At 63.8% G+C, this 15266-nt stretch carries 19 protein-coding genes; 8 read left to right on the top strand and 11 right to left on the bottom strand.

Features of this window, described 5'->3' with window-relative positions; genetic code table 11:
- The first annotated feature begins 204 nt into the window (after positions 1-204).
- From AC04SF_RS22080 to AC04SF_RS22070, 3 genes are all read left to right on the top strand, one after another.
- Positions 205-1167 carry a glycosyltransferase family 4 protein gene (locus AC04SF_RS22080; RefSeq protein WP_488479517.1) on the top strand — a complete coding sequence of 321 codons (963 nt, stop codon included), beginning with the start codon at positions 205-207 and terminating at the stop codon, positions 1165-1167.
- 128 nt (positions 1168-1295) lie between these two features.
- Positions 1296-2522: an anion transporter gene (locus AC04SF_RS22075; protein WP_488479516.1), complete on the top strand. Its 1227-nt coding sequence runs from the start codon at positions 1296-1298 to the stop codon at positions 2520-2522.
- A 16-nt stretch (positions 2523-2538) separates the two neighbouring features.
- The gene (locus AC04SF_RS22070) at positions 2539-3408 is read left to right on the top strand and encodes a tetratricopeptide repeat protein (RefSeq protein ID WP_488479515.1); all 870 of its coding nucleotides are present in this window, start codon (positions 2539-2541) and stop codon (positions 3406-3408) included.
- Here the strand turns inward: AC04SF_RS22070 and AC04SF_RS22065 are convergent.
- Positions 3346-4035: a hypothetical protein gene (locus tag AC04SF_RS22065; protein WP_488479514.1), complete on the bottom strand. Its 690-nt coding sequence runs from the start codon at positions 4033-4035 to the stop codon at positions 3346-3348. The genes AC04SF_RS22070 and AC04SF_RS22065 overlap by 63 nt on opposite strands.
- Before the next feature lie 84 nt (positions 4036-4119).
- On the bottom strand, positions 4120-4704 hold the full coding sequence (locus tag AC04SF_RS22060) for a TetR/AcrR family transcriptional regulator (RefSeq protein ID WP_488479513.1): 585 nt from the start codon (positions 4702-4704) through the stop codon (positions 4120-4122).
- A gap of 79 nt (positions 4705-4783) precedes the next feature.
- On the opposite strand from AC04SF_RS22060, the gene AC04SF_RS22055 reads away from it, so the two are divergent.
- A complete protein-coding gene (locus tag AC04SF_RS22055; RefSeq protein WP_488479512.1) occupies positions 4784-5659 on the top strand; it encodes a crotonase/enoyl-CoA hydratase family protein in 876 nt (291 codons plus the stop codon).
- Between the two features lie 38 nt (positions 5660-5697).
- Here AC04SF_RS22055 and AC04SF_RS22050 read toward each other — a convergent pair whose 3' ends face one another.
- The 4 genes from AC04SF_RS22050 to AC04SF_RS22035 all read right to left on the bottom strand — a co-directional run bounded on the left by AC04SF_RS22050 (position 5698) and on the right by AC04SF_RS22035 (position 8383).
- Positions 5698-5976, bottom strand: a complete 279-nt coding sequence (locus AC04SF_RS22050) for a ScoMcrA-related endonuclease (RefSeq protein ID WP_488479511.1) — start codon at positions 5974-5976, stop codon at positions 5698-5700.
- Between the two features lie 10 nt (positions 5977-5986).
- Entirely contained in the window at positions 5987-6757 is a 771-nt protein-coding gene (locus tag AC04SF_RS22045; protein WP_488479510.1) for an SDR family oxidoreductase, read from the bottom strand.
- Between the two features lie 21 nt (positions 6758-6778).
- Positions 6779-7621: an alpha/beta fold hydrolase gene (locus AC04SF_RS22040; protein WP_488479509.1), complete on the bottom strand. Its 843-nt coding sequence runs from the start codon at positions 7619-7621 to the stop codon at positions 6779-6781.
- A gap of 69 nt (positions 7622-7690) precedes the next feature.
- Positions 7691-8383: an alpha/beta fold hydrolase gene (locus AC04SF_RS22035; protein ID WP_488479508.1), complete on the bottom strand. Its 693-nt coding sequence runs from the start codon at positions 8381-8383 to the stop codon at positions 7691-7693.
- A gap of 157 nt (positions 8384-8540) precedes the next feature.
- Here AC04SF_RS22035 and AC04SF_RS22030 point away from each other — a divergent pair, with 157 nt between their 5' ends.
- Positions 8541-9176, top strand: coding sequence for a CGNR zinc finger domain-containing protein (locus AC04SF_RS22030; RefSeq protein ID WP_488479507.1), 636 nt, complete (start codon positions 8541-8543; stop codon positions 9174-9176).
- A gap of 72 nt (positions 9177-9248) precedes the next feature.
- Here the strand turns inward: AC04SF_RS22030 and AC04SF_RS22025 are convergent, their stop codons facing one another.
- The 5 genes from AC04SF_RS22025 to AC04SF_RS22005 all read right to left on the bottom strand — a co-directional run bounded on the left by AC04SF_RS22025 (position 9249) and on the right by AC04SF_RS22005 (position 13467).
- Positions 9249-9572 carry a cupredoxin domain-containing protein gene (locus AC04SF_RS22025; protein ID WP_488479506.1) on the bottom strand — a complete coding sequence of 108 codons (324 nt, stop codon included), beginning with the start codon at positions 9570-9572 and terminating at the stop codon, positions 9249-9251.
- Entirely contained in the window at positions 9569-10093 is a 525-nt protein-coding gene (locus AC04SF_RS22020) for a DUF4142 domain-containing protein (RefSeq protein ID WP_488479505.1), read from the bottom strand. Before AC04SF_RS22020 ends, AC04SF_RS22025 begins: the two co-directional genes overlap by 4 nt.
- A 106-nt stretch (positions 10094-10199) precedes the next feature.
- Positions 10200-10886: an RNA polymerase sigma factor gene (locus AC04SF_RS22015; RefSeq protein ID WP_488479504.1), complete on the bottom strand. Its 687-nt coding sequence runs from the start codon at positions 10884-10886 to the stop codon at positions 10200-10202.
- 95 nt (positions 10887-10981) lie between these two features.
- Positions 10982-12061 carry an HPP family protein gene (locus AC04SF_RS22010; protein ID WP_488479503.1) on the bottom strand — a complete coding sequence of 360 codons (1080 nt, stop codon included), beginning with the start codon at positions 12059-12061 and terminating at the stop codon, positions 10982-10984.
- Between the two features lie 224 nt (positions 12062-12285).
- Positions 12286-13467, bottom strand: a complete 1182-nt coding sequence (locus AC04SF_RS22005) for a cystathionine beta-lyase (RefSeq protein ID WP_488479502.1) — start codon at positions 13465-13467, stop codon at positions 12286-12288.
- Positions 13468-13677: 210 nt separating this feature from the next.
- Here AC04SF_RS22005 and AC04SF_RS22000 point away from each other — a divergent pair, with 210 nt between their 5' ends.
- The 3 genes from AC04SF_RS22000 (at position 13678) to AC04SF_RS21990 (ending at position 15218) form a co-directional block, all read left to right on the top strand.
- On the top strand, positions 13678-13803 hold the full coding sequence (locus tag AC04SF_RS22000) for a hypothetical protein (RefSeq protein WP_488479501.1): 126 nt from the start codon (positions 13678-13680) through the stop codon (positions 13801-13803).
- Positions 13804-13915: 112 nt separating this feature from the next.
- Positions 13916-14164: a hypothetical protein gene (locus AC04SF_RS21995; RefSeq protein ID WP_488479500.1), complete on the top strand. Its 249-nt coding sequence runs from the start codon at positions 13916-13918 to the stop codon at positions 14162-14164.
- Between the two features lie 25 nt (positions 14165-14189).
- Complete coding sequence (locus AC04SF_RS21990; protein WP_488479499.1) at positions 14190-15218, top strand: amino acid ABC transporter substrate-binding protein; 1029 nt, start codon at positions 14190-14192, stop codon at positions 15216-15218.
- Positions 15219-15266 lie beyond the last annotated feature (48 nt).

Raw genomic sequence — 15266 nt, 5'->3', positions numbered from 1 at the left:
TGAAGGCTGATGTCGGTCGCTTCCTTGACGCCTTCTTGTCGGTGTGCTTCCTCCGGCCGAGGTGATGTACGGGGCATCGCCACAGACATTCCTGCTTTCTTGATTTCATCGATCATCAGGGCCGCCGGTGCAGCCACGACCTCTTCGGTGCCGGTGAACGGGTGACGGGACGGCCCCGGGCAAGGCCAGGCAAGCGCGGCTACCATGATCCATTTGTTCAACGGCTTTCAGAACCCGTTCGGCGGCAGCGAGCGCGAAACCCTGGACCTGTACCGGCTGTTGAGTGCCGACCAACAGGTGCGTCTGTGGGCAACCTCTTCGCGCGTCTCCGACGAACTGATGCGGCAATTTCCGATTCGCCGCGTCTCACCGGTAAAGCGTGACGTGCCGGACGGCGGTACCTATGTCTTCCTCGGCGCGCACTGGCGCAACAAGATCTGGCCCTACCTGATCCGGCGGCCGCGCCGGCTGATCTATGTCTTCAACACCTTTCATCCGAAGATCATCGGGCTGACGACCGGCATACCACGCCTGTTGGGCTGGCCTGACGCCGAACTGGTGCTGATCTCCGATTTTCAGAAGCGCATGCTGCAGGTCGAAGGCGTCGTGCATCCGTCACCGATCGATATCGAACGTTTCTCACCACGGCCGGCAAGGCCGGATCGGCCGTTCACGGTGGGGCGGCTGAGCCGCGATACGGCGGACAAGCATCATGCCGACGATGTGGCGCTCTACGAGGCATTGCTGGCCGATGGCGCCGCGGTGCGGATCCAGGGCGGCATGCCGCTCAAGGACAGGCTCGCGCCGCATCCGCAACTCGAACTCCTGCCGCAGGGCCAGTTTGCCGCCGAGCAATTCCTGCCGACGCTCGACGTGTTTTACTACCGTACCGGTTCGCATGTGGAGACGTTCGGCCGCGTGGTGTTCGAGGCGATGGCCTGCGGTTTGCCGGTGGTCTGCCATTCGCATGGCGGCTACGCCGACCATATCAGCCACGGCGAGAACGGTTTTCTTTTCGAGACGACGCAGCAGGCCGCGCAAATCCTGGCCGAGCTCAAAGCCGATCCGGCACTGCGGGTGAGGGTGGGCCACAAGGCGCGGCAGACCGTTGAGCGACTGTTTTCGCCGCAGGCATTGCGACAACGGCTGGATTTCTATCGACGGTAGCGATACCGCCCGGAACGACAGTTTGCCCAACCCGTTGTCATCAATCTCGACATCGCTAAAGCTGACATGCAAAAGAACCAACGGTCGGACCGCATCGGTGCCACCAGATCGAGCGGGGCTTCCCACCGATGACATTCACGGGTGCCGCCGCACTGCTGATCCTGGTCCTGACCTATGCCGGCGTCGCCATCGGCCGCATCCCCGGCCTGCGTCTCGACCGCGCGGGCATTGCGCTGCTCGGCGGCGCCGCGATGATCGCCATTGGCGCGATCAGCATGGAGGATGCCTACCGCGCCATCAACTTCGACACCATCACGCTTCTGCTCGGCATGATGATCGTGGTGGCGCACCTAAAGGTATCAGGCGCCTTTCGCGGCCTGGGCGCCATCGCCATCGAACACGCGCATGCGCCGTTCATGCTGCTGGTGATGGTGACGCTGCTGACCGGCGTGCTGTCGGCCTTCCTGGTCAACGACGCCATCTGCCTGGTCATGGCGCCGATCGTCGTCCATGTCACCCGCGTCATCAACCGCAACCCGGTCCCCTATCTGATCGCTACCGCCACCGCGTCGAACTGCGGTAGCGTCGCGACCATCACCGGCAATCCGCAGAACATGGTCATCGGCGCGCTGTCGGGCATCTCCTATCCCGCCTTTTCGGCGGCACTCGCGCCGGTCGCCCTGTTCGGCCTCGTCGCGGTCATCGTCATCGTGCGCATCGTCTATCGCGCCGAATTCACCCGCACCGCCGAATTGACGCCGCATGTCTCGCGCGGCCGCATGCATCGAGGGCAGGTGCTCAAGGCAGTTGTCGTCTGCATCGGGCTGGCCATCGCCTTCTTCGCCGGCGTCCCCGTTGCCAAGGCCGCATTGATCGGCGGCGCCATTCTTCTGCTCACCCGCGCCATCAAGCCGGATCGCATCTACCGTGAGATCGATGGGCCGCTGCTGTTCATGTTTGCCGGTCTGTTCGTGGTCGTCGCCGGCGCTGAGAGGACGCTGCTGACGCCTGATCTCATCGCTTCGGCCAAGAATCTCGGCCTGGACGACGTCTGGCGCCTGTCGGGGTTCACCGCAGTGCTTTCCAACATCATGAGCAATGTGCCGGCCGTGCTGGCGCTGAGACCGTTCATACCCGGTCTGGAAACCCCCGAACGGGCCTGGCTGGTGGTGGCGATGAGTTCCACGCTCGCCGGCAATTTCACGCTGCTCGGCTCGGTCGCCAACCTGATCGTCGCCGAGCAGTCCAAGACTGCCGGCACGCCCTTGTCCTTCGGTGCCTTCTTCAAGGTCGGCCTGCCGCTGACGCTGATCACGCTCGTGGTCGGCACAGCGTGGTTGGCGCTTGGGTTCTAGAGGGAGCGGCAAAGCAATGGTGAACACCAATCAAGGTGAAAGCGGAGATCTGATTCGCCGGGCTGTGGCCGCTTTCAATTCCGGCAATCATGACCAGGCAGTGGATCTGTGCGAGTTGGGCCTAAAGCAGCATCCGGGCGATTCGGCGCTTTGCCATCTGATGGCCGCGGTCCTCTTCGCGAGGGCCGACTTGCCGGAGGCTCGTGCGCGCATCGAAGCGAGCCTTGCCGCTCGTCCGGACAATGTACCAGCCTTGATTCTCGCATGCCGGATTGCCCGGGCCCAAGGCAGGCTCGAAGCGGCGTTGCAGCATCTGGACCGCGCGGCAAGGCAATCATCGCAGGCGGAGATCATGCTCGAGCGGGCACGTACCCTCGATCAGGCAGGTGATGCCTCGGCGGCTGGTGTGTGCTGGACACTTGTCTTGCAAAGGGAGCCGAAATCCAAGGAGGCAATGGCACGCCTGGGGCATCTTGCGTGGGAACGCGGAGAGTCTCTGGAGGCGGAAGCCTTCCTCGAACGCGCCGTCGCCGGCGGTGGGCATCGGGCTGCCTGGTTCGACCTCGGACTGGTGCGTCAGGACATGCGCAAATTCGGTAGCGCCGCCGAAGCCTACCGACGCGTGCTTGAGATGAGCCCGGACGCACCGGAGGCTGCCGTCAATCTGGGCGTCGTCTTGCAAGAAACCGGCGACCTCGACGGGGCTATGGCGGCGTATTCGATGGCCTATCGTCTGCGCCCATCCACGTTCGGCGTGATCGCCATGGCACTCACATCGGCGTCGAGCGGCAGGCTGTGGCTCGATGAGGAGGCGCTGCGTCGATCACTCGCCAGTGGTGCGCCCCCGCCTGGCGCGAAACCGCTTGCGGTAGACGCCGGGCGTTGACAGGACATCCGCGACCGTCTGCGCATAGGATGCCTGCCGCTTCTCGTCGAACACCTCGTACTCCAGCTGTGGCGCGGCGCGCGGAACCGCAAAGCACTGTGCGACAGGAGTTCCTTTCCGGAGCACGCCGGAGAATTCGGGCTCCGTCCAGATCGCCGGGAAATTGATGCCGCCGTCGCTGAACCGGTCGGAATCCACAAGTCCCGTCACCAGCCTGAACGGAAGATCCTGGCGATTGACAGGATGTGTCGCGAACAGTGACCAGCCATCCTCGACCTCGATGGTCCAGAAGCTGTTGAATTTGAGGGCGGCTTGGCTGGGCGTGGCAAACGGGCTTCCCGCGAGCTGCCCCGGCGTGTGGAAGCTCAATGGCGCTCTGGGGTGGTTCTGCGTGACCGGTTCTGGAATTTGCCAATCCCAGGAAAAGGTGCCCTTGTCGACGACGACGTCGCACGGCAGCAGGACCATGAAGCCATAGGTCATCGCATCGACAACGGGTGGGCACTGCTTGAGCGTGCGAATGTCACGGCCGTGGATCGCCGAATAGGCGGTGGCGGGCATGGCGCGCAGCCATTCCGGCAGAGCGCCCCGCGCCGGGATCGGGCGCGGCAAATGCTCAACCAACATTGGATCACATCGAAAGATGACACGCATCGCCGCCTCCTGGCATTGCGATACCATGCTTGCCGGCCACGCTCCAAGCGCGGTTGGTCAGTCCTTGTTCCGGCATCTCGCCCCAACAAGCGTGGCAGCGGCTCGTCCTGCTGCTTCGATGTAGTCGGGATTGCGATGGATCAGCATGATCGAAAAGCAGCCGTCGATCAGCAGCACGATCTCGCGGGCCAAGGCTTGCGGCTGCTCAATATCAAACCGGGACAATTCACCCGCCAGCCATGTCTCGAAATTCGACTTGTGGCGTGATCCGACCTTCACCGCCGGATGGCCGGGCATCGAAGCGAGTTCCGCGGCCGTACGCAGAAAACCGCACCCCTTCCATTTCGGATGGCGCGCAACCCGCGCCAGATTGCTGAAGATCGCTTCGACCTTGCGGTCCGCGCCGCCCTCCGCGGCATCAAACCAACTGGCCATCTGCCGCAGATTGGGCTGGTCGCGGCCGTCGAGATAGGCGGCGATGAGGTCGTCCTTGCTCTTGAAGTGATAGTAAAGCGTGCGCTTGGTGAGGCCTGCCTTTTCGGCAACGGCATCGACGCTGACACGACCGATTCCCTCGGCATAGAACAGCTTCGTCGCGGCATCGACGATGCGTTTGCGGGTCGGGCTGGCGGCTTCAGGCATGGAGCATGTATACCAACTAGTGAATATACACGCAATCGAAAGCATGATCCCTTTCCGTCGTATCTGGAAAGGAAGAACAATGGCCGATCTTGTCCTGAACGAGACCCGTGACGGGGTGAGCGTCCTCACCCTCAACCGCCCGGAAAAGCTGAACGCGCTGAACTATGCCCTGATCGATCGCCTGCTCGCGGTCCTCGACGACGTTGAAGTCGATGGCAGCATACGGGCTGTCATCCTCACCGGAGCAGGGGAGCGGGCGTTTTCGGCGGGTGGCGATATCCACGAATTCTCGGCGAGCGTGGCTCGCGGTGCAGATGTGGCGCTGCGCGACTTCGTCCTGCGCGGCCAGCGGCTGACGGCAAGGCTTGAAGCCTTCCGCAAGCCCGTCATCGCCGCGGTCAACGGGATTGCCTTTGGCGGCGGCTGCGAGATCACCGAGGCCGTGCCGCTGGCCATCGCCAGCGACCGCGCGCTGTTCGCCAAGCCGGAGATCAACCTCGCAATGCCGCCGACCTTCGGCGGCACGCAGCGTCTGCCGCGGCTCGCTGGGCGCAAGCGCGCGCTCGAACTGCTTTTGACGGGCGACTGGTTTCCGCCGCCGCGGGCGCTCGAACTTGGTCTCGTCAATCAGGTCGTGCCGCATAGCGATCTGATGCCGGCGGCGCACGATCTTGCCCGCCGCATCATCACGCATTCGCCGGCAGCGCTCGCCGGCATCCTCACCGCGGTGGCGCGCGGTATCAACCTCACTATCGCCGAAGGGTTGCAGGTCGAGGCAGAGCAGTTCGCCCGCATGGCGCCGACCGCCGATCTCAGGGAAGGGCTTGGCGCCTGGATCGAGCGGCGCAAGCCCAGCTATGACGGCTCCTGGACGCACATTGCGAGGCCGGACGAGGCAAGGCGCGCCTCGCTACGGCTCGACCAGGCGGCGGGTCAGGGCAAAGCCTCGAGGTGACTCGTCATCTCGGGCGCAACGTCGCTGTCTGACGGCCGTCACTTCGCCCTGACGATGAACCCCAATTGCCCCAGCACTTTCACCGCGCCGCTCTTGCCGCCCTCGAAGTCGCCCGAGGCCAATCTCTTGCCCGTGGCGAACTCGTAGGCGGTGCCGAGGATCGCCTTTGGCGGGTAGAGGCGGTTATCCGCGACCAGCTCATAGGTCGTGGTCGGGGCAAAGCCGCGTTCGGCGAAGAAGCGCCTAGGCCCCAGCCGGTCATATTCTTCCATCGCTTGCACCACGTGGGCGCGGGTCACGCTGTTCCAGGCAATCATGTCATCCTCCTCAAATCGATTTCACCTCGCCGCCATCCATGGGCAGCGTCGAGCCGGTCATCCAGCGCGCGGCGGGTGAAACCAGGAAGGCCATCAGCTCGGCGATCTCTTCCGGCTCGCCATAGCGGGCGATGCCGGCCTCCTTCGGGAAATTGGCTGTCGCCTCCTCGACACTCATCTCGTCCAGCGGCGCCCAGTGTTCGAGATAGGAGCGGCGGCGGCTGGTCATCACCGGGCCAGGCAGCACGCTGTTGACCTGCACACCGTCGGCAATGCCGCGGTCGGAGAAGGCCTTTGCCAGCGCGACGATCGCCGCGTTGATCGTGCCGACGGCGGCATAGGGTGCCTTCGGAAACAGTGCCGAATTGCCTGACATCAGCACCACGGCGCCCTTGGCCGCCTTCAGCGCCGGCCACGCCGCGACGGTCAGCCGGCGGGCGCCGTGCAGTTTCAGCGCGAGGCCGGCATTCCACTGTTCGTCGCTCATGTCGAACAGGTCGATCTGCGGCACGGCGCCAGCAATGTTGAGCAGCGCGTCGATGCGGCGGAAGGCAGCAAGCGTCTGATCGACCACCGCCTTGGCTGCTTCGGGCCGGGCGAGATCGGCATCGATGACCAGCGTTTTGGCGCCTGCCGCCCTGACGGCCTCGGCCGTTTCGTCGAGCTTCGAGCGGCTGCGCGCGACCAGCACAAGTGCCGGGAAATCACGCGCCAGCCGGATGGCGGTGGCCTGGCCGATGCCCTGGCTGGCACCGGTGACGATGGCAAGGGAGTTCGACATGGCAAGTCTCCTCTTTTCAGGTCAATGCAGGAAGTCGAGGATCGCCGCAGCGATCTCGCTGGCATGCGTTTCCAGCGCGAAATGGCCGGTGTCGAGGAAACGCACGACCGCGTCCGGCATGTCGCGCTTGAACGCTTCGGCGCCGGGCGGCAGGAAGAATGGGTCGTTCTTGCCCCACACCGCCAGGAACGGTGGCTTGTGGGTGCGGAAATAGGACTGGAAGGCGGGGTAGAGGGCGACATTGCTCTTGTAGTCGCCGAACAGGTCGAGCTGTACTTCCTCGGCGTCCGGCCGGCCGAAATAGAAGCTGTCCAGCGAATAGCCGTCGGGCGAGACCAGGTCCGCCGGCGCGCCATGCGTGTACTGCCAGGCGATCGCGTCCGGCTTGAAGGCAGGGCGCAGCGCCTCGCGGTTGGCCGGCGAGGGGTCGCACCAATAGGCGCGGATCGGATTCCAGTCCTCGCCGAGCCCTTCCTCATAGGCGTTGCCGTTCTGCGAGATGATCGCGCTGATGCGCTCCGGGTGCTTCACCGCCAGCCGGAAACCGGTCGGCGCGCCATAGTCGAACACGTAGAGCGCATAGCGGTCGAAGCCGACCACTTCGGTGAAACGGTCGATGATTTCGGCAATGTGGTCGAACGTATAAGCAAACGTCTCGCGCGGCGGCATGTCGGAACGGCCAAATCCCGGCAGATCGGGTGCGACGATGTGGAAGCGGCCGGCAAGCAGCGGAATGAGGTCGCGGAACATATGGCTCGAGCTCGGGAAGCCGTGCAGCAGCAGCAGTTTCGGCGCGCCCGGCGTCCCGGCCTCGCGATAGAAGATGTTGAAGCCGTCGACATCGGCGTTGCGGTAGGCGGTCATGGTGCTCTCCGTTGCTGTAACCGAAAAATCGGCATTGGGAAGGTTATTGCGATTGAAGGCGGCTCAGGCTCACGCTTCGCCGGCACGCGCCGCTGCGACGATGATGTCGACGACGGCATCCGGCGCGGTGACCATCGGCGTGTGGTCGGCCGGCTGCACATGCACCAGGGCGTTCATGCGCCTGGCCATGAAATGCTGTGTCTCGGCAACGATCATGCGGTCCTGCTCGGCAATCAAGAACCAGGCCGGCCGGTCCTTCCACAGCGGCCGCGCCATCGGCACGGTGATGCAAGCCGGCGAGATCGGCCGCTGGACCGCCCGCAGCACCGCCAGTTCGTCGGCCGATGCGTTCTGCGCAAAGGCGGAAACGAAGGCAGTGTCCGGCAGATAGATCAGGCCATGTTCGTCTGGCGCAAGCTTCGGCGCCTTGGCGTGCGGCGTTGCGCGGTAGAAGACATCCGCCACGGTCTCGCCTTCGTCGGGCGCAAGGGCGGCGACATAGACCAGTGCCTTCACCTTATCGCTGCGTGTCGCCCCGATCACCGCGCCGGCATAGGCATGGCCGGCAAGCACGACAGGCCCGGCGACGCGCTCCAGCGTCCGGTCGAGTGCCGCCACATCGTCCGCGAACGACGTCAGCGGCAGCGGCGCGGCAACTACGTTGAAACCCTGCGCCACGAGCGGCACGATCACTTTGGCCCAGCTCGAGCCGTCCGCCCAGGCGCCATGGACGAGCACAACACTGACATCGTTCGAGGGCATCGCGGCATCTCCTTCCGGATTGAATTGACTAGTAACCTGTTAAAGCTGTCCGAAAGGGTTACTTGATATGAACGTAACTTGTCAACCGGCCTCGAAAGGGTTATCACCGATTTGTGTTCAGAGCGCTCGGCGGGATCGACGCGCGATTGGAGTTACAATGACCCCTGCGATCTTTGTCGGTGACGCGCTCGGCCTGGATTTCCTCAATTCGATCGCAACGCTGGTCGATACCCCTGTCGATTGGATCAAGGACGGCGAGGGGTTGCTGGATTGGGTCGAACAGGCGCGGCTGGCGCCGCCCGAGGCGCTCGACAGCGTTCGCATGCACGCTCTGCCGGGCGAACTCGATAAGGTGGCCGATCGGGCAAGGCATCTCAGGGAGTGGTTCCGCGGGTTCGTACGCGAACACAAGGGGCATCCGCTGGCCGCTCAGGATCTCGCGCAATTGGAGCCGCTCAATCGCCTGCTCGACCGCGACGAGATCTTTACCCGGATCGCCCCCGTCCTTGCCGGTAGAGACATGCCTGCGGGTAGCGAAATCCCTTTTCAGCTTCAGACGGGTCGCAAGTGGCGCACGCCCGAGGCGCTTCTGCTGCCGATCGGCGAAGCGCTGGCGCGGTTCGTCTGCAGCGAGGATTTCTCACATGTGAAAGCCTGCGAGGGCCCGGCCTGCACGCTGCTTTTCGTCGACCACACGCGCGGCCATCGGCGCCGCTGGTGCAGCATGGCGCAGTGCGGCAACCGGGCAAAGCAGGCCGCGCATCGTCACCGCGTCAAAGCGCATCACGATTAGCCGCGCCGGCTCCTGCAAGATTGGACCGACGCCGTGAGGGCTGGCGGCTCTACGCCGCCAGCCGCAAGCGCATCACGGCGCCACGTTCACATGACCCTTCATGTTGGGGTGGAAGCGGCAGAAATAGTCGACCGCTCCCGCCGCCTTCAATGTCAGGCTCGCTGATTTCTTTGGCGGGATCATCACTTCCCAGCCGCCCTTCACGGTGGCCGTGTGGGCAATCACGTCCTTGTTCACCCACTCGATCGTGTCGCCGACCTTCGCCTCGACGGTCGCCGGCGAGAAGACAAGCTTGTCGATGGTGACCTCTATCGTAGCGGCCGCCGCCGGCGCCGCTGTAAGCATCAGCGCCAGGGCAGCCAACCGCGACGGACGGATCAAGGCACTCGCTTTCATTTCAGCATGCCGGCGACATGTTCGGCGTGCTGCTCATGCCCCTGGAAGATCTTGAGGCCGGTCTCGAGCAGGCTTTTCAGCTCGGCATTGCTGGCCGAAGGAATGAGCAGCGTTTCAAGCGCGCCGTTGACCTGCTTGTGATAGGCGACCTCGTTCTCGATATAGGCCTTGTCGAAAGCCGCGCCCTTCAGCTTGGCGAGCTTGGCACGTTCTTCTTCCGCCGCCTTGCTCAGTGCCTGGCTGGTGGCGTTGTCCTCGGGCTTCACCTTGAGCTTCTTGACCAGGTCGAGCGCCTGCTTGTTCACCGCCTCATGGTCGCGCTCCATGTCCTTGGCGAAGGCAATGACCTCCTTGTTCTTCGATGTCTTGACCGCCAGCTTGGCCGCCTCGATGTCGAGGACGCCGGCTGTGTAGGCGATGTGGGCGATCTGCGGATCGGTCGGCTTGTCCGCGGCTTGCGCGAAAGGGGCGGCGCTGACGAAAAGCAGGGCGGCAAGGCCGGCGGTATATCGGGTGAACATGGCATCCTCCTTCGCCCGGCTGCGAGGAAGCGCCGGGGCTTACATTTTCAGTTGACGCTGATTGGATGCGCGGCCGGGAGAAACGTTCCCGAAAATCAGAACAGGATCATTCGAAACCCAGCCGTCCCATCACGGCCTTGGTCAGCCGCTCGCAACGGCGGCCGGCGAAGGGGAAGGCGTCGAGCAGCACTGGGCCGATCTCGTCGTCCAGCGCCTTGCGCAACAAGGTACGCGCCCGGTGCAGCCTTGTCTTGACGGTCTCTGGCCGCAGGTCGAGCAGATCGGCGGTTTCCTCCATGCTCAGGCCCTCGATGACGCGGGCCACGAAGACCATGCGGTAGATGTCGGGCAGGCAGTCGGTCGCCCGTTCGACAAGTGCGAGAATCTGCCGCTGCGCCATCGTCCGCTCCGGGTCGTCGCTTGGATTGAGGGGAAAGCGGATGATCCGCGCTTCCGGGTTCGCGGGCATCGCCACGGTACGCCGCCTCTGGCGCAGGCGGCCGAGCGCTTCGTTGATGACGATGCGCGACAGCCAGGTGGCGAGCGAGGCATCGCCGCGAAATGCCGCCAGATTGGCGAAGGCGCGGACATAGGCCTCCTGGACGACGTCCTCGGCTTCGGCGTCGTTGCGCAGGATGCCGCGCGCGATGCGGTAGAGACGCTGGTTATGCGTCTTGATGATGGCGCGGAAGGCGTCCGCCTCGCGCGCCAGGGCGCGGTGCACCAGCACAAGGTCGGCGGAATGGCTTTCAGCCGTCTCGGGCCTCGTGGCGGGCATTGCGAGCTTGCTCATCGCGACCGGATCTCCCCGAACAGACACTTGACTGTTCCATTGGATGCACCTGCCGGCAAAAGGTTCCCGGATTTCGGCAACCTGGCTTCGCTATTCTAGGCCGCAGCCAGTCCGTTGTCTGCGGCCTGCACGCGTGCGGCGGCCGCCAGAAGGTCGGTCTGGGTGATCAGGCCGAGAATACGCCGTTCGCCGTCAACGATGACCACGGCATGGCTGCGGCCGTCGGTCAGCAGGGGAAGCAGGCTCATCGCCGGGGTGTCGGGCGAGGCGGTGCCGGCCTTCGACATCACGCCCTTCACCGTATCGATGGCCTTCGTTAGCTCTCGCAGGCCGACGGCGCCGACCAGCCTTGCGTCGCCGTCGACCACCGGCAAGGTGCGGATGTTATGATCGAGCAGTTGCTGCCGCGCCTCGTCGGCCGTAGCCTGTTCGGGCACCGAAATCACGTCGCGGGACATGATGTCCTGGCACAGCAGGGTCCGGTGCGAGCGCACCATGGCCTGCAGTTCGACTTGTCTCAACAGCCGTTCGAGGTCGTTGCGGTCGATGTCGAAGGTCTCGTCGAGCGTGGTCAGCGCCGCGTCGATATCCTCGGGCCGGAAGCCGACGCGCTGCTGCGCCGGCGGATCGGCGGTCCCGTGGCTGTTGGCTGCGGGGGCGGCGACATGTGGGTAGTTGCGCCGCGCCAGCCTGTGGAAAAGGAAACCCAGTGTGACCAGGATGATCGAGTTCAACGCGACTGGCACGAAGGGAAACAGGAAGCCGGCGCTGACGACGGCAGGCCCGCCAAGCACCCCCGTCAGCGCCGCCGCGCCACCTGGCGGATGCAGGCAGCGCGTGAACGACATCGCCGCGATGGCGAGCGCCACGGCAAGGCCAGAGGCAAATACCGGATCATGGATGAAATGCGCCACGGTCACACCCACCAGCGCCGATATGGAATTGCCGCCGATGATCGACCAGGGCTGCGCCAACGGGCTCGCGGGCACGGCGAACAGAAGCACGGCGGAGGCGCCCATCGGCGCCACCAGCAGGGCCACATGCGGGCCGCCGCCCATCGCCAGCCCGCTGATCACCCCGGTCAGCGCGATGCCGATCGTGGCGCCGATGCAGGCAAGCAACCGCTCGCGCAGCGTCGCGCCGGCAAGGATGGGGACAAAAAGGCGAAAGGCCATGGCAAGCTTTGTGACAAATGGATTGGTTGGGGATGCCGTGCAGCAGGCAATGCAGCCGAACCCACGGATTTGAAAGTCAAACAAATCCGCAAAGTCGTCGGCCAAGAGAATAATATTGCGCGCCACGCCTCGCTGGGATGCTGCGAACGGCTCGCACTTTGTCATCAGCGTCAGAGCTCTGCGCCCGCTTGTTGATTCCGTCCGGCAGTCAGGCGGCGCGCTGGTTAGGCCGTCGCTGCGGCCAGACCACGCAAAATGTCGGCTTTCAGGTCGTCGACATCCTCAAGACCGATCTGCAGGCGGATCAACGGACCGTCATAGGGGCCTTTTGCAATGACACGGTCGCTGAGCCAGACCGGCACCGCGAGGCTCTCATAGCCGCCCCAGGAATAGCCGAGGCCGAAGATCCTGAGCGCGTCGAGAAAGGCGTGCTGCTCCTTCTGACCGCCGCCGGCCATGACGAAGGAAAAGATGCCGCTCGAACCGCAAAAATCGCGCTTCCACAAATCGTAATCCGGGTGGCTGGGAAGGGCAGGGTGGAGCACGCGCGCCACGCCCTTCTGGCCTTCGAGCCACGACGCGATGGCGAGTGCGCTGCGCTGGTGATGTTCCAGGCGCACGCCCATCGTGCGCAGGCCGCGCAGCACCTGGTAGACATCGTCGGGTCCCGCACAGCAGCCAAGCGTGCAAAAGCTCTCGAAGAGCTGCTTCCAGTGGCTCTCATTGGCCGAGACCGTGCCGAGCAACACGTCGGAATGGCCGGCCGGGTACTTCGTCGCCGCGTGGATGGAGATGTCGACGCCGTGATCGAGCGGCCGGAAATAGAGCGGCGTGGCCCAGGTGTTGTCCATCATCACGATGGCCCCGGCGGCATGCGCCGCCTTGGCGATCGCCGGTATATCCTGCACCTCGAATGTGTTGGAGGCCGGCGATTCCGTGAACACCACTTTGGTGTTGGGCTTGATCAGGGCTGCGATACCAGCGCCGATATGCGGATCATAATATTCCACCTCGACGCCGAGCCGCTTCAGCATCGTGTCGGCGAAATTACGGGTCGGATGGTAGACGCTGTCGACGATCAGCAGATGATCGCCAGCCGACACGAAGGCGAGCAGCGGAATGGTCACCGCCGCCAGGCCCGATGGCACCACGATCGTGCCGGCGGATCCCTCCAGCGCATCAATGGCATGGGCAAGGGCGTCCGTCGTCGGCGTACCGCGTGTGCCGTAAGTGTATTTCTGGTTGCGCGCGGCCATCGTCGCCGCATCGCGGAACAGCACCGTCGAGGCGTGGACGACAGGCGGATTGACGAAGCCGAAATAGTCGTGCGGGTTGTTGCCCGAATGGGCAAGCCGCGTGTTGATCCCCATTTTTCCGGAAACCTGCTCGTTGCCGTCCTTAGCCATTCTTCGTCTTCGCCTTGTTTGACAAGGCGCTAGCCATAGTGCGGTGTCAGGGACCGTGCAACCGCCCACCGTCCGCCAGGGATAGACTTCGAATATGCCAATTCTCCAGCTGACGTCGCCATCAGGTCGTGAAGCCGGCTGGCCGGATGCGGCAGTGCGCGAGCGAGCGACGCGGCACCTGGCCTTGCCGCCGGCGGCTAGGAGAGGCCTGTGGATCGCCGCGTCGCCATCCTCGTTCTCCTGGAAAAGACAGTCACCACCGGGCCGTTGATTCCGCACATTTCCGGTGTGTTGATGGCGGCGGCCGGCGCCTGGCTCGTTTCTCGGGCGCTTTGAGAGCGCACGTCTGATGATAGTCTTCGGACATGCCAATTCATCCCTTATCCAGATCAGTGACGCAACGCTTGTGTCAGGGATGGATTTCGCCGCCGACCCGCATTTGCGTTGAATGCGCTTTGCCGACTTTATTCGCGCCGTGACTAAATTGCGGGCGCGTTTGTCTGCAATTCGGGCATTTCAGGCAATCGATTTTCAAACACGTTCGGATTCGGTCATTTTCCTTGACCTCACGAGAATTATCGCCTTCGATGCTGTTCGTGAATGGGAGGCGGCGCGTCGGTTGCGATGTGGAATTCCGGGGAATGGGCTGGAATTGGGAGCTGCGTTCACACGGGAAAAAGAATCAGGGTTTGCCTGAAAACAGAGAAAAGGGTCTGTGGGTCATGAAACATATTGCTATCGGCATTCTTGGCGCCGCCACGATTGGATTGATGGCGTCGGCCGCGTCGGCGACGACGCTCGATACCGTCAAGGCGAAGGGCTTCATCCAGTGCGGTGTCTCGACCGGTCTCGCCGGCTTCTCGGCGCCGGACGACAAGGGCGACTGGCAAGGCATCGATGCGGATTTCTGCCGCGCTGTCGCGGCCGCTGTCTTTGGTGACGGCACCAAGGTCAAGTTCACGCCGCTCAGCGCCAAGGAGCGCTTCACCGCGCTGCAGTCCGGCGAGGTCGACATCCTGTCGCGCAACACCACCTGGACCATCAACCGCGACACCGCACTTGGCCTGAATTTCGTCGGCACGACCTACTATGACGGCCAAGGCTTCATGATCAACGCCAAGAAGCTGCCGGGCGTCAATTCGGCGCTCCAGCTCTCCGGCGCCGCGGTCTGCGTGCAGAGCGGCACCACCACCGAACTCAACCTCGCCGACTACTTCAAGGCGAACAAGATGGAGTACAATCCGGTCGTCTTCGAAAAGCTCGAAGAGGTCAACGCCGCCTATGATGCCGGCCGCTGCGACGTCTACACCACCGACCAGTCGGGCCTCTACGGCATCCGCCTGACGCTGGGCGCGCCGGCCGATCACGTCGTGCTGCCCGAGATCATCTCGAAAGAGCCGCTCGGTCCGGCCGTCCGCCAGGGTGACGACCAGTGGTACCACATCGTCAAGTGGACCTATTTCGCGCTGCTCGACGCCGAAGAGCTCGGCATCACCAAGGCCAATGTCGATGAGATGAAGAATTCCCCCAGCCCGGAGATCAAGCGCGTGCTCGGCCAGGAAGCCGACACCAAGATCGGCACCGATCTCGGCGTCTCCAACGACTGGGTCGTCAACATCGTCAAGGCCGTCGGCAACTACGGCGAAATGTTCGACCGCAATGTCGGCTCGGGCAGCCCGCTCAAGATCGCGCGCGGCATCAATGCGCTGTGGACCAAGGGCGGCCTGCAATACGCTCCGCCGATCCGCTGACCGAAATGTGATCCGGAAGGCAGATATCTGCCTTCCGGTTTCTCTTTC

The sequence above is a fragment of the Mesorhizobium sp. CNPSo 4671 genome, from assembly GCF_057784245.1.
This window is presented reverse-complemented; position numbering and strand designations above follow the sequence as displayed.

What these genes read in the sequence shown, in the direction of transcription:
- AC04SF_RS22080 (WP_488479517.1), top strand. Translation starts at nt 205, where the DNA reads ATGATCCATTTGTTCAACGGCTTTCAGAACCCGTTCGGCGGCAGCGAG.
- AC04SF_RS22075 (WP_488479516.1), top strand. Translation starts at nt 1,296, where the DNA reads ATGACATTCACGGGTGCCGCCGCACTGCTGATCCTGGTCCTGACCTAT.
- AC04SF_RS22070 (WP_488479515.1), top strand. Translation starts at nt 2,539, where the DNA reads ATGGTGAACACCAATCAAGGTGAAAGCGGAGATCTGATTCGCCGGGCT.
- AC04SF_RS22065 (WP_488479514.1), bottom strand. Translation starts at nt 4,035, where the DNA reads ATGTTGGTTGAGCATTTGCCGCGCCCGATCCCGGCGCGGGGCGCTCTG.
- AC04SF_RS22060 (WP_488479513.1), bottom strand. Translation starts at nt 4,704, where the DNA reads ATGCCTGAAGCCGCCAGCCCGACCCGCAAACGCATCGTCGATGCCGCG.
- AC04SF_RS22055 (WP_488479512.1), top strand. Translation starts at nt 4,784, where the DNA reads ATGGCCGATCTTGTCCTGAACGAGACCCGTGACGGGGTGAGCGTCCTC.
- AC04SF_RS22050 (WP_488479511.1), bottom strand. Translation starts at nt 5,976, where the DNA reads ATGATTGCCTGGAACAGCGTGACCCGCGCCCACGTGGTGCAAGCGATG.
- AC04SF_RS22045 (WP_488479510.1), bottom strand. Translation starts at nt 6,757, where the DNA reads ATGTCGAACTCCCTTGCCATCGTCACCGGTGCCAGCCAGGGCATCGGC.
- AC04SF_RS22040 (WP_488479509.1), bottom strand. Translation starts at nt 7,621, where the DNA reads ATGACCGCCTACCGCAACGCCGATGTCGACGGCTTCAACATCTTCTAT.
- AC04SF_RS22035 (WP_488479508.1), bottom strand. Translation starts at nt 8,383, where the DNA reads ATGCCCTCGAACGATGTCAGTGTTGTGCTCGTCCATGGCGCCTGGGCG.
- AC04SF_RS22030 (WP_488479507.1), top strand. Translation starts at nt 8,541, where the DNA reads ATGACCCCTGCGATCTTTGTCGGTGACGCGCTCGGCCTGGATTTCCTC.
- AC04SF_RS22025 (WP_488479506.1), bottom strand. Translation starts at nt 9,572, where the DNA reads ATGAAAGCGAGTGCCTTGATCCGTCCGTCGCGGTTGGCTGCCCTGGCG.
- AC04SF_RS22020 (WP_488479505.1), bottom strand. Translation starts at nt 10,093, where the DNA reads ATGTTCACCCGATATACCGCCGGCCTTGCCGCCCTGCTTTTCGTCAGC.
- AC04SF_RS22015 (WP_488479504.1), bottom strand. Translation starts at nt 10,886, where the DNA reads ATGAGCAAGCTCGCAATGCCCGCCACGAGGCCCGAGACGGCTGAAAGC.
- AC04SF_RS22010 (WP_488479503.1), bottom strand. Translation starts at nt 12,061, where the DNA reads ATGGCCTTTCGCCTTTTTGTCCCCATCCTTGCCGGCGCGACGCTGCGC.
- AC04SF_RS22005 (WP_488479502.1), bottom strand. Translation starts at nt 13,467, where the DNA reads ATGGCTAAGGACGGCAACGAGCAGGTTTCCGGAAAAATGGGGATCAAC.
- AC04SF_RS21995 (WP_488479500.1), top strand. Translation starts at nt 13,916, where the DNA reads ATGCGCTTTGCCGACTTTATTCGCGCCGTGACTAAATTGCGGGCGCGT.
- AC04SF_RS21990 (WP_488479499.1), top strand. Translation starts at nt 14,190, where the DNA reads ATGAAACATATTGCTATCGGCATTCTTGGCGCCGCCACGATTGGATTG.